Annotated in this window: 16 protein-coding genes; all 16 read right to left on the bottom strand. The window is 73.2% G+C overall.

Annotated elements, in window-relative coordinates:
• Positions 1 to 11: 11 nt before the first annotated feature.
• On the bottom strand, positions 12 to 1,181 hold the full coding sequence (locus tag MUK52_RS23230; protein WP_114057189.1) for a DivIVA domain-containing protein: 1,170 nt from the start codon (positions 1,179 to 1,181) through the stop codon (positions 12 to 14).
• A gap of 82 nt (positions 1,182 to 1,263) precedes the next feature.
• Positions 1,264 to 1,560 carry a YggT family protein gene (locus tag MUK52_RS23225; RefSeq protein ID WP_030155988.1) on the bottom strand — a complete coding sequence of 99 codons (297 nt, stop codon included), beginning with the start codon at positions 1,558 to 1,560 and terminating at the stop codon, positions 1,264 to 1,266.
• A gap of 60 nt (positions 1,561 to 1,620) precedes the next feature.
• Positions 1,621 to 2,229, bottom strand: a complete 609-nt coding sequence (locus MUK52_RS23220; RefSeq protein ID WP_125546003.1) for a cell division protein SepF — start codon at positions 2,227 to 2,229, stop codon at positions 1,621 to 1,623.
• Between the two features lie 151 nt (positions 2,230 to 2,380).
• Entirely contained in the window at positions 2,381 to 3,100 is a 720-nt protein-coding gene (locus tag MUK52_RS23215) for a YggS family pyridoxal phosphate-dependent enzyme (RefSeq protein WP_114058864.1), read from the bottom strand.
• Between the two features lie 3 nt (positions 3,101 to 3,103).
• Positions 3,104 to 3,835 (bottom strand): peptidoglycan editing factor PgeF, encoded by a 732-nt coding sequence (gene pgeF / locus MUK52_RS23210; protein WP_284579713.1) that lies wholly within the window; start codon positions 3,833 to 3,835, stop codon positions 3,104 to 3,106.
• Complete coding sequence (gene ftsZ, locus MUK52_RS23205; protein WP_114057192.1) at positions 3,832 to 5,040, bottom strand: cell division protein FtsZ; 1,209 nt, start codon at positions 5,038 to 5,040, stop codon at positions 3,832 to 3,834. The genes pgeF and ftsZ overlap by 4 nt, the downstream gene beginning before the upstream one ends.
• A gap of 280 nt (positions 5,041 to 5,320) precedes the next feature.
• Positions 5,321 to 6,025 carry a cell division protein FtsQ/DivIB gene (locus MUK52_RS23200; protein WP_472913006.1) on the bottom strand — a complete coding sequence of 235 codons (705 nt, stop codon included), beginning with the start codon at positions 6,023 to 6,025 and terminating at the stop codon, positions 5,321 to 5,323.
• 392 nt (positions 6,026 to 6,417) lie between these two features.
• Entirely contained in the window at positions 6,418 to 7,512 is a 1,095-nt protein-coding gene (gene murG, locus MUK52_RS23195; RefSeq protein WP_114057193.1) for an undecaprenyldiphospho-muramoylpentapeptide beta-N-acetylglucosaminyltransferase, read from the bottom strand.
• A gap of 6 nt (positions 7,513 to 7,518) precedes the next feature.
• Positions 7,519 to 8,913 (bottom strand): putative lipid II flippase FtsW, encoded by a 1,395-nt coding sequence (gene ftsW, locus MUK52_RS23190; protein ID WP_284579709.1) that lies wholly within the window; start codon positions 8,911 to 8,913, stop codon positions 7,519 to 7,521.
• Positions 8,914 to 8,978: 65 nt separating this feature from the next.
• Positions 8,979 to 10,418 (bottom strand): UDP-N-acetylmuramoyl-L-alanine--D-glutamate ligase, encoded by a 1,440-nt coding sequence (gene murD / locus MUK52_RS23185; RefSeq protein WP_284579706.1) that lies wholly within the window; start codon positions 10,416 to 10,418, stop codon positions 8,979 to 8,981.
• On the bottom strand, positions 10,400 to 11,470 hold the full coding sequence (gene mraY / locus MUK52_RS23180) for a phospho-N-acetylmuramoyl-pentapeptide-transferase (RefSeq protein ID WP_114057196.1): 1,071 nt from the start codon (positions 11,468 to 11,470) through the stop codon (positions 10,400 to 10,402). Before mraY ends, murD begins: the two co-directional genes overlap by 19 nt.
• A complete protein-coding gene (locus tag MUK52_RS23175; protein ID WP_114057197.1) occupies positions 11,467 to 12,891 on the bottom strand; it encodes a UDP-N-acetylmuramoyl-tripeptide--D-alanyl-D-alanine ligase in 1,425 nt (474 codons plus the stop codon). The genes mraY and MUK52_RS23175 overlap by 4 nt, the downstream gene beginning before the upstream one ends.
• Positions 12,888 to 14,615, bottom strand: coding sequence for a UDP-N-acetylmuramoyl-L-alanyl-D-glutamate--2,6-diaminopimelate ligase (locus MUK52_RS23170; protein ID WP_114057198.1), 1,728 nt, complete (start codon positions 14,613 to 14,615; stop codon positions 12,888 to 12,890). The genes MUK52_RS23175 and MUK52_RS23170 overlap by 4 nt, the downstream gene beginning before the upstream one ends.
• Before the next feature lie 47 nt (positions 14,616 to 14,662).
• On the bottom strand, positions 14,663 to 16,669 hold the full coding sequence (locus tag MUK52_RS23165) for a peptidoglycan D,D-transpeptidase FtsI family protein (protein ID WP_284579703.1): 2,007 nt from the start codon (positions 16,667 to 16,669) through the stop codon (positions 14,663 to 14,665).
• Positions 16,666 to 17,334: a cell division protein FtsL gene (ftsL, locus tag MUK52_RS23160; protein ID WP_284579701.1), complete on the bottom strand. Its 669-nt coding sequence runs from the start codon at positions 17,332 to 17,334 to the stop codon at positions 16,666 to 16,668. Before ftsL ends, MUK52_RS23165 begins: the two co-directional genes overlap by 4 nt.
• Positions 17,331 to 18,290, bottom strand: a complete 960-nt coding sequence (rsmH, locus tag MUK52_RS23155; protein WP_114057201.1) for a 16S rRNA (cytosine(1402)-N(4))-methyltransferase RsmH — start codon at positions 18,288 to 18,290, stop codon at positions 17,331 to 17,333. The genes ftsL and rsmH overlap by 4 nt, the downstream gene beginning before the upstream one ends.
• Between the last annotated feature and the right edge of the window lie 127 nt (positions 18,291 to 18,417).

The following is an 18,417-nucleotide window of genomic DNA, read 5'->3' as shown; positions in this document are numbered from 1 at the left end:
GCGGGCCTACGTCAGTTGTCGTCCTCGTCGATGAGGAAGCCGCGCATCGGGGACGGCGCCTGCATGGGCGAGGGCCCTGCCGGCCGCACCGGAGCCATCGGCTGCGTCATGGCGGGGGACATCTGCTGCTGTCCGCCGTACGACGGGCCGCCCATCGGGGAGGGGCCGCCCATCGGGGACGGTCCGCCCATGCCCATGGCACCGGCCGGGGCCATCGACGGGGACGGCGACGCCGGCAGCGCGGGGCCCGCGGGGTTCCGCGGCGGGGCCAGGGAGTCGTCGGCCTGGGTCTCCAGCTGGCGCAGCTGGGACTCCAGGTAGGACTTCAGGCGCGTGCGGTACTCGCGCTCGAAGCCCCGCAGGTCCTCGACCTTGCGCTCCAGCGTGGCGCGGGCGGACTCCAGGGAGCCCATCGCGACGCGGTGCTTCTCCTGGGCGTCCCGCTCCAGCGCGTCGGCCTTGGCGCGGGCGTCGCGCTCCAGGCCCTCGGCACGGCTGCGCGCCTCGCCGACGATCTTGTTGGCCTCGGAGCGGGCCTCGGCGATGGCCTGGTCGGCGGTCTGCTGCGCCAGCGACAGGACGCGGGCGGCGCTGTCGCCGCCGGGGCCCTGCTGCGGGAGCTGCGGCTGCTGGCCCATGGGCTGCATCTGCTGGCCCATCGGCTGCATGGGCTGACCCATCGGCTGCATCTGCTGGCCCATGGGCTGCATCTGCTGGCCGAGCGGGTTCTGGCCGCCCATCGACTGCTGGCCCATCTGCTGCATCGGCTGGCCCATCGGCTGCATGGGGCCGCCCATCGGGCCGGGGCCGCCGGGGCCCTGCGGGCCGGGGCCGCCGGGACCGGCGGGAAGCTGCGGCTGGCCGCCCGGGAGCTGCGGCGGGCCCATCTGCGGCGGGCCCTGCTGGGCCGGCGGGCCGGATATGGCGGCGGGCACCGGGGCGCCGGGTCCGCGCTGGTCCTGGGGCTCCGGCTTGCGCATGCCCTGCTGCTGCTGGTTCTGCGCGGCGGCGCGCGTGGCCGCGGCCAGCTTGGCGCGCAGGTCCTCGTTCTCGCGCAGCAGGCGCGTCAGCTCGGCTTCGACCTCGTCGAGGAAGGCATCGACCTCGTCCTCGTCATAGCCTTCTCGGAGGCGGACGGTCGTGAACTGCTTGTTCCGCACGTCCTCGGGAGTCAGCGGCATGTCTTCTTCACCTCTACGTAGTCGTCGGCAGTCGGCAGGACCGTATCGGGACTGTCCCCGCGCTCGCGGGAAAGCTCATCGTTCACACGCTTCTCGCAGCGGTGCTCACGAAGCTGATGAGGATGTAAACGATGATCATCAGAACGAAGAAGGACAGGTCCAGTGCCACGCCCCCGAGACGCAACGGCGGAATGAACCGCCGGAGAAGCTTGAGCGGCGGATCGGTCACAGTGTAGGTCGCCTCCAGGACGACCACCATCGCCTTGCCGGGTGTCCATGAACGTGCGAACTGGAAGACGTAGTCCATCACCAGTCGGAAGATCAGCACGATGAGGAAGCACATCAGCGCGATGTAGACCACCTGTAGTGCGACACCCATCCCGTGCTTCCCTCTCCCCTGCTCTCGCCCTGCTCCCGGCCCCGTGTCTGACGGATCGGTCTAGCTTTGGTTGAAGAACCCGCCCTCCGCGATGCGGGCCTTGTCCTCCGCCGTGACATCGACGTTAGCAGGCGAGAGCAGGAACACCTTCTGCGTCACTCGTTCAATGCTGCCGTGCAATCCGAACACGAGACCGGCGGCAAAGTCGACAAGTCGCTTCGCGTCGGTGTCGTCCATCTCCGTGAGGTTCATGATCACCGGAGTGCCCTCACGGAAGTGTTCCCCGATGGTACGGGCCTCGTTGTAGGTCCGGGGGTGCAGCGTCGTGATGCGGTACGGCTCCCGCTCGGAGACGACCTTGGGCATGATCACGGGGGCGTTCTTCTCCAGGTTCGTGCGTTCAGGTGTGATGGATGCCACGGGGGCGATTCGCGCAGGACGTCCGCTTTCCACCGGGGACGGGACGGGTTCCCGTTGCGCCGGAGGCTGTACGGCTCGTACCGGTTCGTCCGTTACGGGCGGTTGGTGCGCGGGCTGCTGGCGCCGGCGGTCCCGCTCCGGTTCCGGCTCGGGTTCGAACTCGTCATCGGGGTCGTACCCCGGGTTGTCGTACCGGTCGTCCTCCACGAGGCCGAGGTAGACCGCCATCTTGCGCATCGCGCCGGCCATTCTCCGAGTCCTCCGCTCTGTGGTGGATCGCCCTGTCGCAGGTGTGTCGTCGTGTCACCAAGGTCACCAACTGCCCGCGATCCACGTGGCCTGCCCGCTCACCAGCGGGAATGACCATATTTTCTGCTGTGGTCCGACTTTCTTCGCGACGTTACCCGAGCCGGGGTCTCGCGCCGAGTACCGCGGTGCCGACGCGTACATGTGTCGCACCGGCCGCCACGGCCTCTTCCAGGTCCGCGCTCATCCCGGCCGACACCATCGTGGCAGCCGGATGGTCCGCGCGCAGGCGGGATGACAATTCCACCAGCCGCTCGAACGCGGCGCGTTCGCGTCCCGCGTAGGGCCCCGCCAGCGGGGCGACGGTCATCAGGCCGTCGAGCCGCAGCCCGGGCGCCGCGGCCACGAGGTCCGCCAGTTCGCCGAGCTGCTCCGGGGCGGCGCCGCCCCGGCCGCCGCGCTCGCCGGACTCCGCGTCGAGGGCGATCTGGACGAGGCAGCCGAGCTCCCGGCCGGCCTGTCCGGCCGCCGCCGACAGCGCCGTCACCAGCTTCGGACGGTCCACCGACTGCACGACATGGGCGTAACCGGCAACGGAACGGACCTTGTTCGTCTGCAACTGGCCCACGAAGTGCCAGGTGAGCGGCAGATCCGCACAGGCCGCCGCCTTGGGCGCGGCATCCTGGTCCCGGTTCTCCGCCACGTGGCGGACCCCGAGCTCCGCCAGCAGTCGTACGTCGCTCGCGGGGTACGTCTTGGTGACCACGATCAGGGTCACCTCCCCGCGGTCGCGGCCCGCGGCCGCGCACGCGGAGGAGATCCGCTCCTCCACGCGCGCGAGGTTCGCCGCGAGTTCCGCCTTACGATCCGTCATCACCTAGTCCAACCAGACATATCCGGCAAGCCGCCCGGTCACCCGGTCGCGGCGGTACGAGAAGTGGTCCCGCGACTCCAGTGTGCAGACCGGGGAGCGGTGGCGGTTCACCACCCCCGCCTCCGCGAGCTGGGCGTGCACGCCGGCAGCCACGTCGACGGCGGGAGTGCCCCAGCTCGTCTCGGACCGGGCGGCCGGGACCGCGGCCGCGACCTCGTCCCGCATCGCGGCCGGCACCTCGTAGCAGCGGCCGCACACCGCGGGGCCCGTGCGGGCGATGATCCGGCCGGGCTCCGCGCCCAGCGCGGCCATCGCCTCCAGCGCCGCGGGGACCACCCCGGCGACCAGGCCGGGGCGCCCGGCGTGGGCGGCGGCCGCGACCCCCGCGACGGGGTCGGCGAGCAGGACGGGGGTGCAGTCCGCGGTCAGCACCGCGAGGGCGAGGCCGCGGCGGCCGGTGACCACGGCGTCGACCTGCGGGACCTCGGCGCCGGCGGCCCAGGGGCCGGTGACGGTGGCCACGTCCCGGCCGTGGACCTGGTTCATCCAGACCACGGCCTCCGGTGCGAGGCCGAGGGACTTCGCCGCGCGTGCCCGGTTCGCGAGAACGGCGGCCGGGTCGTCTCCGACCGCGCCGCCGAGATTGAGCTCCTCGTACGGAACGGCGCTCACCCCGCCCCACCGGTCGGTGAAGGCGAAGTGGGCGCCGTTCTCGGTGTGCTGCCCCGGTGTCACTTCAAGAAGTCCGGGACGTCCAGCTCCTCGGCCGGGCTGTCCTGGTAGGGGCGGGCCGTCGGGACCTGCGGTGCGGGGGCCGGCGGCTCGGGCGCGGGGGCCGGCTCGGCCGGGGCCGGGGGCTCCTCGCGCGGGGTGACCGTGCCGAGTCCGCCGAAGGCCGGGCGGACCGGCTCGGGGGCGCGGACGGGGACCGGCGCGGGCTCCTCGCGCTTGGTGGACGCGGCGCCGATGACGTTGTCGCGGCGGGCCGGCGGCTGGCCGCCGTCGAAGCCGGCGGCGATGACGGTGACGCGCACCTCGTCGCCGAGGGCGTCGTCGATGACGGCGCCGAAGATGATGTTCGCCTCGGGGTGGGCGGCCTCGCTGACCAGCTGGGCGGCCTCGTTGATCTCGAAGAGGCCGAGGTCCGAGCCGCCGGAGATGGACAGCAGGACGCCGCGGGCGCCGTCGATGGACGCCTCCAGCAGCGGGGAGGAGATCGCCATCTCGGCGGCGGCCACGGCGCGGTCGTCGCCGCGGGCCGAGCCGATGCCCATGAGGGCGGAGCCGGCCTCGGACATCACGGACTTGACGTCGGCGAAGTCGAGGTTGATGAGGCCGGGGGTGGTGATGAGGTCGGTGATGCCCTGGACACCCGAGAGCAGGACCTGATCGGCCGACTTGAAGGCGTCGAGCACCGAGACCTGGCGGTCCGAGATGGACAGCAGCCGGTCGTTGGGGATGACGATGAGGGTGTCGACCTCTTCGCGGAGCTCGGCGATGCCGTCCTCCGCCTGGTTCGCGCGGCGCCGCCCCTCGAAGGTGAACGGGCGGGTGACGACGCCGATCGTCAGGGCGCCGAGCGAGCGCGCGATGTTGGCGACGACGGGGGCGCCGCCGGTGCCGGTGCCGCCGCCCTCGCCGGCGGTGACGAAGACCATGTCGGCCCCCTTGAGGACCTCCTCGATCTCCTCGCGGTGGTCCTCTGCCGCCTTGCGACCGACTGCCGGGTTGGCTCCGGCGCCGAGCCCCCGGGTGAGTTCGCGGCCGACGTCGAGCTTGACGTCGGCGTCGCTCATCAACAGGGCCTGTGCGTCCGTGTTGATGGCGATGAACTCGACGCCCTTGAGACCGACCTCGATCATTCGGTTGATGGCATTGACACCACCGCCGCCGACACCGATGACCTTGATGACTGCGAGGTAGTTCTGCGGTGCTGCCACGTCGAAGGCCTCTCGCCTCGAGTTACGTGTCGCCGCCTCGCAGGCCTGCGGTGCGACGACTGATGCCGAAATGTGGGACGGTCCGAACGCGCCGACCCGAACCCTAACCCTGAAGTTTAGGGTTAAGTATGTGCCTGTTCCCTGGACTCTTCCGAACAGGACACTAAGTCGACAAGTAGCGCGTGTTCAACGAACACGCCGAACCTCCCGTTTTTCTTTTCACCCTATGTGATCACCCGTATCGGTGGCCAACCAGGGTGCGCCGCTGTTCGACCGGGCGTCAACTCCCGGACACGGCAGGGGCGGTGGGGACGCTGACGTCGAAGTGCCCAGCCCCGGGTGCGGCCTTGAGGAGGGCGGTCAGCGCACGGCCCTTCGCCGCCCCCTGCTCGCCGCTCCCCCACACGACCTTCCGCCCGCCCGTCAGCTCCAGCACCACCGAGTCGTACGAGGCGACCCTGACCTGCACGGTCTCCTTGGCCACGGGCGCCGGCAGGCCCCCGGCGACCCCCACCGCCTCGCGCAGCAGCCGCTCCTCGTCGAAGCGGCGGCCGCTCGGCGAGCGGGAGGCGTCGAGGGCCAGGAGGGGGACGCCGGCCGGTGCTTTCGCAACCGTGTCGAAGCGCACACCCGAAGCGTCCACTTCCACGAAGTTGGCGTCCTTTTTGATGAGCAGGACGGGTTTGCGCTCTGTCACTTCCAGACCGATTCCGCGCGGCCACGACCGCTCCACTTCGACCGAATCGACACGGGGCAGCCGGGCCCGTACGCGGCGTTCGATCTCGTCCGTGTCCACGCCCGCGAGCGGGGCGCCGACGGGCACGGCCGCCGCGGCCAGGACCTGCTCGGCCGTCAGCACCCGGGTGCCGGCGGCGGTGACCTCCTCGACGCGGAACCACGAGGAGCCGTACAGCACCCAGCAGGCGCCGCCGGAGAGCAGCACCGCCGCGAGGGCGAGGGCCGGCAGCCGGCCCCGGCCGCGCAGCCGCCGGACCAGGCGCCGCACCCGGGGACCGGGGGCGGCCGGTCCGCCGCCCGCCCCCGCCGGCTTCGGCCGGCCCGACGGCCCGGAGGACTTCCCGGCCTTGGGGGCCTTGGATGCCTTCGGGGCGGTCTTGGCGGCCTTCGGGGGCTTCGCGGACCCGGGCGGCTTCGGCTGCTTCGGCCGGGCGGACTGCGCCGACTGCTCGGACGCCTTCGGCACCTTCGGCCGCACGGGCCGCCCGGGCGCCTCGGCCGCCCCGGAGGGGCCGGAACCCGGGCCGGAGCCGGGGCCCTTGCGGGCCGACCGGTCGGACCGGTCGGGGAACGGCGTCCCGCCCTGCGTGCTCCTGGCTCCGGCCACTGCTGTGCCTCCTGCGTCTGCGCTGTCCCGCCTCAGCGGTTCCTGTGGGCTGCGACCGCCTCGTACACCATCGCGACCAGCAGCTCGTCGGCGTCCCGGCGGCCGAACTCGGAGGCGGCGCGGGACATCTCGTACAGGCGGTGCGGGTCGGACAGCACCGGCAGGACGTTGCCGAGCACCCAGTCGGGCGTCAGCTCCGCGTCGTCGACGAGCAGGCCGCCGCCGGCCTTGACCACCGGCTGGGCGTTGAGCCGCTGTTCGCCGTTGCCGATCGGCAGCGGGACGTAGGCGGCGGGAAGCCCGACGGCGGAGAGTTCGGCGACGGTCATCGCGCCCGCGCGGCACAGCATCATGTCGGCGGCGGCGTACGCGAGGTCCATCCGGTCCACGTACGGTACCGGGACATAGGGCGGCATCCCGGGCATGTTGTCGACGTGCGGCAGTTCGTTCTTCGGACCGACCGCGTGCAGGATCTGGATCCCGGAGCGCTGGAGGGTCGGGGCGACCTGCTGCATCGTCTCGTTGAGGCGGCGGGCGCCCTGGGAGCCGCCCGAGACCAGCAGGGTCGGCAGGTTGGGGTCCAGGCCGAAGGCCGCACGCGCCTCGGGGCGGACCGCGGCGCGGTCCAGGGTGGAGATGGTCCGGCGCAGCGGGATGCCGACGTAGCGGGCGCCGCGGAGCTTGCTGTCGGGGGTGGAGACCGCGACGGCGTGCGCGTACCGGGAGCCGATCTTGTTGGCGAGGCCGGGCCTGGCGTTGGCCTCGTGGACGATGATCGGCACGCCGAGCCGCTTGGCCGCGAGGTAGCCGGGCAGGGCCACGTAGCCGCCGAAGCCGACGACGACGTCCGCCTTGGTCCGCTCCAGGATCTCCTCGGCCGCCTTGATGGTGCCGCGGAGCCGTCCCGGGACGGTGATCAGCTCGGGGGTGGGCTTGCGGGGCAGCGGGACGGCCGGGATCAGGCCCAGCTCGTAGCCGCGCTCGGGCACCAGGCGGGTTTCGAGCCCGCGCTCCGTGCCGAGCGCGGTGATGCCCACGGAAGGGTCCTGCCTGCGCAGGGCGTCCGCGAGGGCGAGCGCCGGCTCGATGTGGCCGGCGGTCCCCCCACCGGCGAGTACGACATGCACCGAATTTCACCGCTCTCCGGACGGACGCCTCGTGACGCGCCGTCTCATCGTCTTCCATCTCTGCCCGGTCCGCAGCCGGCCGTTCTTCGGCCGGCGCATCGCGAGCGCCGCGCGTGCGGCGGGCTCCTCCCGCGCGAAGGCGATGAGCAGTCCGACCGCGAACATGGTCGGCAGCAGAGCGGAACCGCCGTACGAGAACAGCGGGAGCGGGACCCCGGCGATCGGCAACAGGCCGAGCACCGCACCGATGTTGATCACGGCCTGGGCCGTGATCCAGGTGGTCACGCCTCCCGCGGCATACCGTACGAAGGAGTCCTCCGTGCGTCCGGCCACGCGGATACCCGCATAGCCTAGAGCCGCGAACAGGGCGAGTACCGACAGCGTCCCCGCCAGTCCCAGTTCCTCCCCGGTGATGGCGAAGATGAAGTCGGTGTGGGCTTCGGGCAGTTGTCCCCATTTTTCCACACTGGCACCCAGTCCGGAACCGAACCATCCGCCCGAGGCGAGGGCGTAGATCCCGTGGACGGCCTGCCAGCACAGGTCGTCTTTGCCCGGTTCCGTCGCGGCGATGCAGGACAGCCGGGACATCCGGTGCGGGCTGGTCTTGATCAGCAGTGCGATGATCACACCCGCGAAGGCGAGGACGCCCGCGAACAGCCGCGTCGGCGCCCCGGCCAGCCAGAGCAGTCCGAGCAGGATGGCCCCGAGGATCATCGCGGTGCCCATGTCCCCGCCGAGCATGATCAGGCCGAGCAGCAGGAACGCCACCGGCACCAGCGGCACCAGCAGGTGCTTCCACTGCCCCAGCAGCTCCCGGTCGCCCTTGCGGGCCAGCAGGTCGGCGCCCCACAGGATCAGCGCGAGCTTGCCGAACTCGCTGGGCTGGAGCATGAACGGGCCGCCGAGCGAGATCCAGTTCTGGTTGCCGTTGACCGCGACCCCTATCCCGGGGACCTGCACCAGGACCATCAGGAAGAGCGTCCCGGCCAGCACGGGATAGGACAGCGCCCGGTGCAGCTTCACGGGCATGCGCGAGGCGGCGAACAGCAGCAGCGCGCCGATCAGGGCCGCGAGGAACTGCTTCTTGAAGAAGTACGCGTCCCCCAGCCCCAGCTGGAGCGCCTTGATCATCGAGGCCGAGTAGACCATCACCAGGCCGAGCACGGTGATCAGCAGCGAGCTGCCGAAGATGAGGTAATAGGCGGTCAGCGGCCGGTCCCAGGCCCGGCGCAGCTGCTGCTGGGTGCGCCTGATCCGGGTCAGCGGCCCGCCGCCCGCGGGGCGCCGCAGGCCCGGCGGGCGGCGGCGGCCCTGCGGTCTGAGGGCTGCGGCGCCCCGCGGGGACCGCGCCGGTTTCGCGGCGGGCGTCCGCCGCCCGGGCAGCACCTGTCTGGCCGGCATCTCGTGACCTTCCCCTCCACTCGTACGGGGCGGGCGGCCGGTCGGGGCGGACCTTCCTGCCCGGTCTAGGCGCTCCCGGCGGCCAGTTCGCGCACCGCGTCCGCGAACGCGTCCCCGCGCTCGTTGTAGTTCGCGAACATGTCCATCGATGCGCAGGCGGGCGCCAGCAGGACCGTGTCGCCGGGCTCGGCGAGCCGGGCCGCTTCCCGCACCGCTGCGAGCATTGCCCCAGTGTCGGTCCGGTCGAGGTCGACGACCGGGACCTCGGGGGCGTGTCGCGCCAGCGCCTCGGCGATGAGCGCCCGGTCGGCGCCGATCAGCACCGCGCCGCGCAGCCGCTTGCCGGACTTCTGCACGAGCTCGTCGAAGGTCGCGCCCTTGGCGAGGCCGCCCGCAATCCACACGACGGGCTCGAACGCGGCCAGCGAGGCCTCCGCCGCATGCGTGTTGGTGGCCTTGGAGTCGTCGACGTACACGACGCCGTCGACCTCGTCCACGCGGGCGACGCGGTGGGCGTCGGGGCGGAAGTCGCGCAGGCCGTCGCGGACGGCGCGCGGCGGGACGCCGAAGGCGCGGGCCAGGGCGGCCGCGGCGAGGGCGTTGGCGATGTTGTGCGGGGCGGGCGGGTTGACGTCCGCGACCTCGGCCAGCTCCTGCGCGTTGCGCTGCCGGTTCTCGACGAACGCCCGGTCGACGAGGATGCCGTCGACGACGCCGAGCATGGAGGGGCCGGGGGCGCCGAGGGTGAAGCCGATGGCGCGGCAGCCCTCCTCGACGTCGGCCTCCTCCACGAGGCGCTCGGTGGCGGGGTCGGCGACGTTGTAGACGCAGGCGACCGTGTTGCCCTCGTAGACGCGGCCCTTGTCTGCGGCGTACGCCTCCATGGAGCCGTGCCAGTCGAGGTGGTCGGGCGCCAGGTTCAGCACGGCGGCCGAGTGGGCGCGCACCGAGGGCGCCCAGTGCAGCTGGTAGCTGGAGAGCTCCACGGCGAGGACGTCGTACTCCTCGTCGCCCAGCACCACGTCGATGATCGGGGTTCCGATGTTCCCGACGGCCGCGGTCCGCAGGCCCGCGGCCCGCAGGATCGAGGCGAGCATCTGGGTCGTGGTGGTCTTGCCGTTGGTGCCGGTGACGGCGAGCCAGGGGGCGGCCTTGCGGTCCGGGCGGGAGTCGCGCAGCAGCCAGGCGATCTCCACGTCGCCGACGACGTCGACGCCGGCCTCCGCGGCCGCCCGGAACAGCGGGCTGTCGGGCTTCCAGCCGGGCGAGGTGACGACCAGGCCGGTGCCCTCGGGGAGGGTCGCGGCGTCGCCGAGGCGTACGGAGACGCCGAGGCCGGCGAGTTCGGCGGCCTTCGCGCGGTGGCCCTCGGAGTCCCCGCCGTCCACGACGGTGACGGAGGCGCCGAGGCCGGCCAGGGCGCGGGCGGCGCTGATGCCGCTCACGCCGAGGCCGGCGACGGTGATGTTCTTGCCCTGCCAGGAGGTCACTTGTCCGCTGCCCATCCCGCGTAGAAGATGCCGAGGCCGACGATGACGCACATGCCCTGGATGATCCAGAAGCGGACCACGACGAGGACCTCGGACCAGCCCTTGAGTTCGAAGTGGTGCTGGAGCGGCGCCATGCGGAAGACGCGCTTCCCGGTGAGCCGGAAGGAGCCGACCTGGATGACGACCGACAGCGTGATGAGGACGAACAGGCCGCCGAGGAGGGCGATCAGGAACTCCGTGCGGGAGCAGATCGCGAGGCCGGCGAGCGCGCCGCCGAGGGCCAGCGAGCCGGTGTCGCCCATGAAGATCTTGGCCGGCGAGGTGTTCCACCACAGGAAGCCGAAGCAGGCGCCCATCAGGGCGGAGGCGACGACCGCGAGGTCGAGCGGATCGCGCACCTCGAAGCAGGCGTTGGGGTTGGTCAGGGTCTGCGCGTTGGCGCAGGACTCCTGGAACTGCCAGACCCCGATGAAGGTGTAGGCGCCGAAGACCATCACGGCGGCCCCGGTGGCCAGGCCGTCCAGACCGTCCGTCAGGTTCACGCCGTTGGACATGGCCAGGATCATGAACAGTGCCCAGACCACGAACAGGACGGGGCCGATCGACCAGCCGAAGTCGGTGACGAACGACAGCTTGGTCGAGGCCGGGGCCAGTCCGCGCGCGTCCTTGAACTGGAGCGCGAGCACGGCGAAGGCGACGCCGACGATCAGCTGGCCGGCCATCTTGGCCTTGGCCCGCAGGCCGAGCGACCGCCGCTTGACGATCTTGATGTAGTCGTCGAGGTAGCCGACGAGGCCCATGCCGGCCATCAGGAACAGCACCAGCACACCGGACAGCGACGGCGACTGGCCGGTGATCACCTTCGTCAGGGCGTACGCGATGAGCGTGGCCAGGATGAAGGAGATGCCGCCCATGGTGGGCGTGCCCTTCTTCCCGGCGTGGCCGCGCGGTCCGTCGTCGCGGATGAACTGGCCGTAGCCCTTGCGGGCCAGCAGCTTGATCAGGAGCGGGGTGCCGATGACGGTGAGGAACATGCCGATGACACCGGCGAACAGGATCTGCCTCATCGGCCGGCGACCTCGCCCTCGCCGGCCAGCAGCGCCTCTGCCACCCGCTCCAGCCCGATCGACCTGGAAGCCTTCACCAGCACGACGTCACCCGGGCGCAGTTCACTGCGCAACAGGTCGACCGCCGCCTGCGCGTCGGACACGAGCACCGACTCCTCACCCCACGAACCCTCGTTGTAGGCGCCCAGTTGCAGCCAGGACGCTTCGATGCCCCCGACCGCGACGAGCTTGCTCACGTTGAGCCGGACGGCAAGCCGTCCCACCGCGTCGTGCTCGGCCAGCGAGGCGTCACCGAGCTCGGCCATGGGACCGAGCACCGCCCACGTGCGCCCCCCGTTCGCCCTGGCGGCGCCGCCCATCGCGGCCAGCGCGCGCAGTGCGGCCCGCATGGACTCGGGGTTCGCGTTGTAGGCGTCGTTGACGACCGTGACGCCGTCCGCCCGCTCGGTGACCTCCATCCGCCACCGGGACAGCGTGCCCGCCCCGGAGAGCGCGGTGGCGGTCTCCATGGCGGACATGCCCAGCGCGTGGGCGACGGCGGCCGCGGCGAGCGCGTTCGACACGTGGTGCTCACCGTACAGGCGCAAGGTCACTTCGCCGCACCCGGTGGGTGTGTGAAGTGTGAAGGAGGGCTGTCCGGCCGGCGTCATCCGGACATCGGCGGCCCGGACGTCGGCGTCGTCGGCCTCGCCGAAGAGCAGCGTACGGGCCTTGGTGCGGGCGGACATGGCGCGCACGAGGGGGTCGTCGGCGTTGAGGACGGCGATGCCGCCGTCGGCCGCCGCGGGCAGGGCCTCGACGAGCTCGCCCTTGGCGACGGCGATCTGCTCGCGGCCGCCGAACTCGCCGATGTGGGCGGTGCCGACGTTCAGGACGACGCCGATGCGGGGCGGGGTCAGGCCGGCGAGGTAGGCGATGTGGCCGATGCCGCGGGCGCCCATCTCCAGGACGAGGTGCCGGGTCTCCTCGGTGGCGCGCAGCGCGGTGAGCGGCAGGCCGATCTCGTTGTTGAGGGAGCCGGGCGTCCACACGGTGGGGGCGTGGGCCTGGAGCACCTGCGCGATGAGGTCCTTGGTGGAGGTCTTGCCGGCGGAGCCGGTCAGGGCCACCACGTCGGTGCCGAGGCGCTGGACGACGGCGCGTGCGAGTGCGCCGAGGGCCCTTTCGACGTCGTCGACGACGATCGCGGGCACGCCGACGGGACGCGTGGCGAGCACGGCCGCGGCGCCTGCGGCGACGGCGCCGGCGGCGAACTCGTGCCCGTCGACGCGCTCGCCGGCGAACGCGGCGAACAGGCTGCCGGCCTCGACCTGGCGGGAGTCGATGACGACGGGCCCGGTGACCGTCACCAGGGGGTCCGGTATGTCGTGGGGCCGCCCGCCGGTGATGTCGGCGATCTCGGCGAGGGAAAGGGCGATCACTGGTTCACCTCGGCCTCGTGGACGTTCGGTTCGTGCGGCCGCACGGTGTGCGCGGCCTGTGCCTCGATCGCGGCGCGGAGCACCGCGCGGTCGTCGAAGGGGCGTACGACACCTGCGGTGTCCTGGCCCTGCTCGTGGCCCTTGCCGGCCACCAGCACGGTGTCGCCGGGCTCGGCGCGCGCGACGGCGGCGGCGATGGCCGCGGCCCGGTCCGCGTCGACGAGGACCGCGCCGCGCTCGGCGGCGGGCACGGAGACCGCCCCCTCGAACATCGCGGCGAGGATCTTCAGCGGGTCCTCGGAGCGCGGGTTGTCGGAGGTCAGCACCGCGGTGTCGGCGAACCGGGCGGCGGCCGCGCCCATCGGGCCGCGCTTGGTGGAGTCGCGGTCGCCGCCGCAGCCGAGCACGATGTGCAGCCGGCCGGCGGTGACCTCGCGCAGGGCGCGGAGGACGGACTCGACGGCGTCGGTCTTGTGCGCGTAGTCGACGACGGCGAGGTAGGGCTGGCCCGCGTCCACCCGCTCCAGGCGGCCGGGGACGCCGGGGACGGCGGCGACGCCGTCGGCGGCGGTCTGCGGGTCGATGCCTGCGGCGGCGAGCGCGGCGATCGCGGCGACGGTGTTGGCGACGTTGAACGGGCCGGGCAGCGGGGCCCGGGCGGCGATGCGCTGCCCGTCCGGGCCGACCACGGTGAGGGTGGAGTCCATGTGCCCGAAGACGACGTCCTCGGCGCGCCAGTCGGCGGCCGGGTCGCCCTGGGCGGAGAAGGTGGTGACGGGGATCGGCGACTCCTTGGCGAGGCGCCGGCCGTACTCGTCGTCGGTGTTGACCACGCCGAGGCGGGCGCGGCGCTCGGTGAAGAGCTGCGCCTTGGCCTGGAAGTAGTCCTCCATGTCGGAGTGGAACTCCATGTGCTCCGGGCTCAGGTTGTTGAAGACGGCGACGTCGAAGACGCAGCCGTCGACCCGCCCGAGCACCAGGGCGTGGCTGGAGACCTCCATGGCGACGGCCTCGACGCCGCGTTCGCGCATGACGGCGAACAGGGCCTGGAGGTCGGTGGCCTCGGGGGTGGTCCGCTCGGACTTGATGCGCTCTTCGCCGATGCGCATCTCGACGGTGCCGATGAGCCCGGTGGTGCGGCCGGCGCCGCGCAGGCCGCCGTCGACGAGGTACGCCGTCGTGGTCTTGCCGGAGGTGCCGGTGATGCCGATGCGGAGCAGGCCCTCGCCGGGGCGGCCGTAGATCTCGGCGGCGAGGGCGCCCATGCGGCCGCGCGGGTCGTCGGCGGTGAGCACGGGCAGGCCGGTGGCGGCCGCGCGCTCCGCTCCCGCGGGATCGGTCAGGATCGCCGCGGCGCCGAGGGCCGCCGCCTGGGCAGCGAAGTCGGCGCCGTGCATCCGGGCGCCGGGCAGGGCCGCGTACAGGTCGCCGGGGCGCACCGCACGGGAGTCGTGCGTGATCCCGGTGATCTGCGGGCCCGAGGGCTCCGCGGGGGCGCCGGGGTCCAGCAGGTGCGCGAGCGCACCGAGCGCAGTCGGGCGTACGGACGCGGGCCGGGGCGCGCCCGGCGGCGTTGCCGGGGCGTCCTGCGGGGTGGTTCTGGGCTGATCAGCGTGGGACACGGCGGTGAGCGTACCGGGCGCGGCGGGCCGCCCGCGAAGCGAGGGCCCGCCGGGGGCGGCCCCGGCCGGCTGGTTCCCGGGTTCGGGGGTGATCGTGGTCACTGGTGGTGCCTCACGGTTCCTGGGGGGCCGGCGGGGCGGCCCGGGGGTCACCGGCCGGGCGTCGTGCCGGGTCGGGGGGCGGTCTGGGGGGCGGCCTGCGGGCCGGGCTCGTAGGTGACCGGCAGGCCTGCGGGTGCGGTGCCGGTGGGGGCGACCCGGAGGGTCTTGAGGGCGAACTCCATGACCTTCTTGTAGATGGGGCCGCAGATCTGGCCGCCGAAGTAGCTGCCCTTGGTGGGGTTCTGGATGGCGCAGTAGACGGTGATGCGGGGGTCGTCGGCGGGGGCGAAGCCGGCGAAGGAGGCGGTGTAGCCCTTGTAGCGGCCGGTGGCCGGATCCACCCGGTTGGACGTGCCGGTCTTGCCGCCGACGCGGTAGCCGGGGATGCGGGCCTTGGTGCCGGTGCCCTCCTGGTCGTCGACGACGGACTCCAGCATCTGCGCGAGGGTCCTGGCGGTCTCCTCGCTGATGACGCGGGTCTGCTCGGGGGCGGGGGCCGGGGTGAAGCGGCCGTCGGGGCCCTTGGTGCCGCGGACGAGGGTGGGCTCGATGCGTACGCCGCCGTTGGCGATGGTGGAGTAGACGGAGGCGGCCTGCATGGCGTTGACGGAGAGGCCCTGGCCGAAGGGGATCGTGTACTGCTGGGAGGTCGACCAGGCCTCGGGGCGGGCGAGGATGCCGCGGGACTCGCCGGGGTAGTCCAGGCCGGTGGGCCGGCCGATGCCGAACTTGTCGAGGTAGGAGTGCAGGACGCGGTTGGCGTCGGGCTGGGTGGGTCCGAGCTGGCCGGTGGCGAGGATCGTGCCGATGTTGGAGGACTTGGCGAGGACCCCGTTGAGGGTGAGGTACCAGGTCGGGTGGTCGATGTCGTCCTTGAAGAGCCGGTCGCCGCGGTGGAGCCGGTTGGGGACCTCGACGCGCGTCTCGGGGGTGGCCTTCTTCTCCTCCAGCACGGCCGCCATGGAGATGACCTTGGCGGTGGAGCCGGGCTCGTAGACGTCCTGGAGGGCGGCGTTGCCCATGGCGGCCGAGCTGGCGCGGGAGAGGTCGTTGGGGTCGAAGCCGGGGGCGTTGGCCATGGCCAGGACCTCGCCGGTGCGGGTGTCCTGGACGATGACGTAGCCGCGGTCGGCCTCGGACGCGCGGACCTGTTCGGAGATGGCGCTCTGCGCGGCCCACTGGATGTCGCGGTCGATGGTCAGCTCGATGTCCTCGCCGGGCACGGCGGGCTTCTCGTTGGACCCGGCGGTGGGGACGCGCCGGCCGCCGGACTGGGCGTAGGTGATGGTGCCGTCCCGGCCGGCGAGCTTGCGGTCGAGGGAGGACTCCAGGCCGCCGCCGCCGCGGCCCTCGGCGTTGACGTAGCCCAGTATCCCGGCGGCGAGGTCGCCGTTCGGGTAGACGCGCTTGCTGCTGTCCTCGCTGAACACGCCGGCGAGGACGTTGGCGCCGGGGCCGTTGTTGCGCCGGTCGGCGGCGGCCTTGTCGGCGAAGACCCGCTTGAGGTCCTTGATCTGGTGCAGGACCTGGGGGGTCTGGCGGCGGGCGAGGACGACGTACCGGCTCTTCTTCGTCTTCAGCTTGGCGGCGAGCTCCCCGGCGTCGGCTCCGAGGATGGGGGCGAGGAGGGCCGCGGCCTGCTCGGGGGCGTCGGGCGCCTTGCTCTCCTGCGGGGTGAACATCTGCGGGTCGGCGGTGATGTCGTGGGCGTCGACGCTGATGGCGAGGGCGACGCCCTTGCGGTCGGTGATCTCGCCGCGCTCCGCGGCGAGGGTGACGGTGGTGAAGCGGTTCGCGGAGGCCTTCGCCGAGTACGTCGAGGCGTCGACGGCCTGCACCTGCAGCAGGCGCACGGTGAAGGCGAGCATCACCAGGGTGAGGCCGATGCCGACCAGGCGCAGCCGGGGCCGGGGGCTGCCGAGCCGGAGGGCGCGGGGGGCGCCTGCGGCGGGCCTGCGGGCCGCGGGCCGGGGGTTGACGCGGGGCCGGTCGGCGGCGGGGCGGGGCCTGCCGGGTCCGGGGACCCGGCGCCGGGGGGTGTCCTGCGGGCTCACCCGGCCACCCCGCGGGGCCGGTCGGCGGGGGTTCGGCGGGGGCGGCCGGGGCCCCGAAACGGCGGGGACGGGGCGGTCGGGCGCCCCGCGGGGATCCGTTTCACGACGTCACCTTCCGGGGGTGGGGCTGGGCCGGCCGGCGCCGGGTGCCTGGTCCGCGGCGCCGCCGGCGGGCGCCGGTGCCGGGGCGGGCGCGGACGGCTGGGCGGTGGCCGCGGCCGGCGGTGCGGCCGGGCCCGGGAGGCGGCGCCCGGCGGCGGCGCGGCCGGGGCTGCCCCGGGCGCCGCCGCGGACGGGGAGGGGGAGGGGGACGGCGGGGGCGCCTCCGCGGCGGCGGCGGTGCCGGTGACCTTGCCGTCCCCGTCGATGAAGGCGGGGCTGCCGCCGGGGACCATGCCGAGTTCGACGGCCCGGCGCCGGAGGGCGTCGGGGGCCGAGTAGGCGTCGACGTCGCGCTGGAGGGCCTGCTCCTCGTCGGTCAGCGCGGTGGTCTCCTTCTTCAGCTTGGCCAGCCGGAAGGAGCCCTCGTTGAGGGCGGAGTTCAGCAGCAGCAGGCTGATCAGGCCGCCGGCGAGCAGGGCGACCACCAGGAGGACGAACGGTGTGCGCGCCGCCTGCCCGGCGGGGCCGCGCTGCCCGGCCCCGCCTCCGCCGCCCTTGGTCACCGGTTCGCCTCCCGGATGCGCTCGACGCCGCGGAATCGGGCCGGTGCGGCCCGCCGGTTCTCGGCGATCTCCTCCTCGGTGGGCAGCTCGGCGCCGCGCGTGAGGAGCTTCAGCCGGGGCTGGTACTTCTCGGGGACCACGGGCAGCCCCGGCGGGGCCGTGGAGGCGGCCCCGGCGGCGAAGACCTGCTTGACGAGGCGGTCCTCCAGGGAGTGGTAGGAGAGGACGGCGATGCGGCCGCCGACCGCGATGCGGTCCACGGCGGCCGGGATGGCCCGCTCCAGGACCGACAGCTCGCCGTTGACCTCGATCCGCAGGGCCTGGAAGGTCCGCTTGGCCGGGTTGCCGCCGGTCCGCTTCGCCGCCTGCGGCAGGGACTCGCGGATCAGCTCGACGAGCCGGGCGCTGTGGGAGAAGGGCTCCTTCTCCCGCTCGCGGACGATCGCGGAGACGATCCGCTTCGCCTGCTTCTCCTCGCCGTACTGGCGCAGGATGCGGACGAGCTCGCCGGCCGGGTAGGTGTTGAGCACCTCGGCCGCGCTGACCCCGGTCGTCTGGTCCATGCGCATGTCGAGGGGGGCGTCCTGGGCGTACGCGAACCCGCGGTCGGCCTCGTCGAGCTGCATGGAGGAGACGCCGAGGTCGAACAGGATGCCCTGGACGGTGGGGGTGCCGAGGCGGTCGAGCACCTCGGGGAGCTCGTCGTAGACGGCGTGGACGAGGGTGGCGCGGTCGCCGAAGCGGGCGAGGCGCTCGCCGGAGAGCCTCAGGGCCTCCTTGTCGCGGTCGAGGCCGATCAGGCGGGCCTCGGGGAATCGGGTCAGCAGGGCCTCGCTGTGGCCTCCGAGGCCGAGGGTGCAGTCGACGACGACGGCCCCCGGCTCGTGGAGGGCCGGGGCCAACAGGTCCAGGCACCGCTGGAGCATCACCGGGACGTGTCGGGACTCGCTGGTCAAAGCGCCCTCTCAGATAACGGCGCGGCAGGCATACGCCGCGCCGCGCACGCGGAGTGTTACCAGGGGGCCGGGCAGCCGGTCAGGGCCGGGCTCCGGCCGGTTCGCGCCACTTTAGTGCAACGGCACG

It is taken from the genome of Streptomyces sp. 2P-4 (genome assembly GCF_030167965.1).
Classification (GTDB): Bacteria; Actinomycetota; Actinomycetes; order Streptomycetales; family Streptomycetaceae; genus Streptomyces; species Streptomyces globosus_A.
Note: the sequence above shows the minus strand (reverse complement) of the source record. Positions and strands in the feature narration are given on the sequence as shown.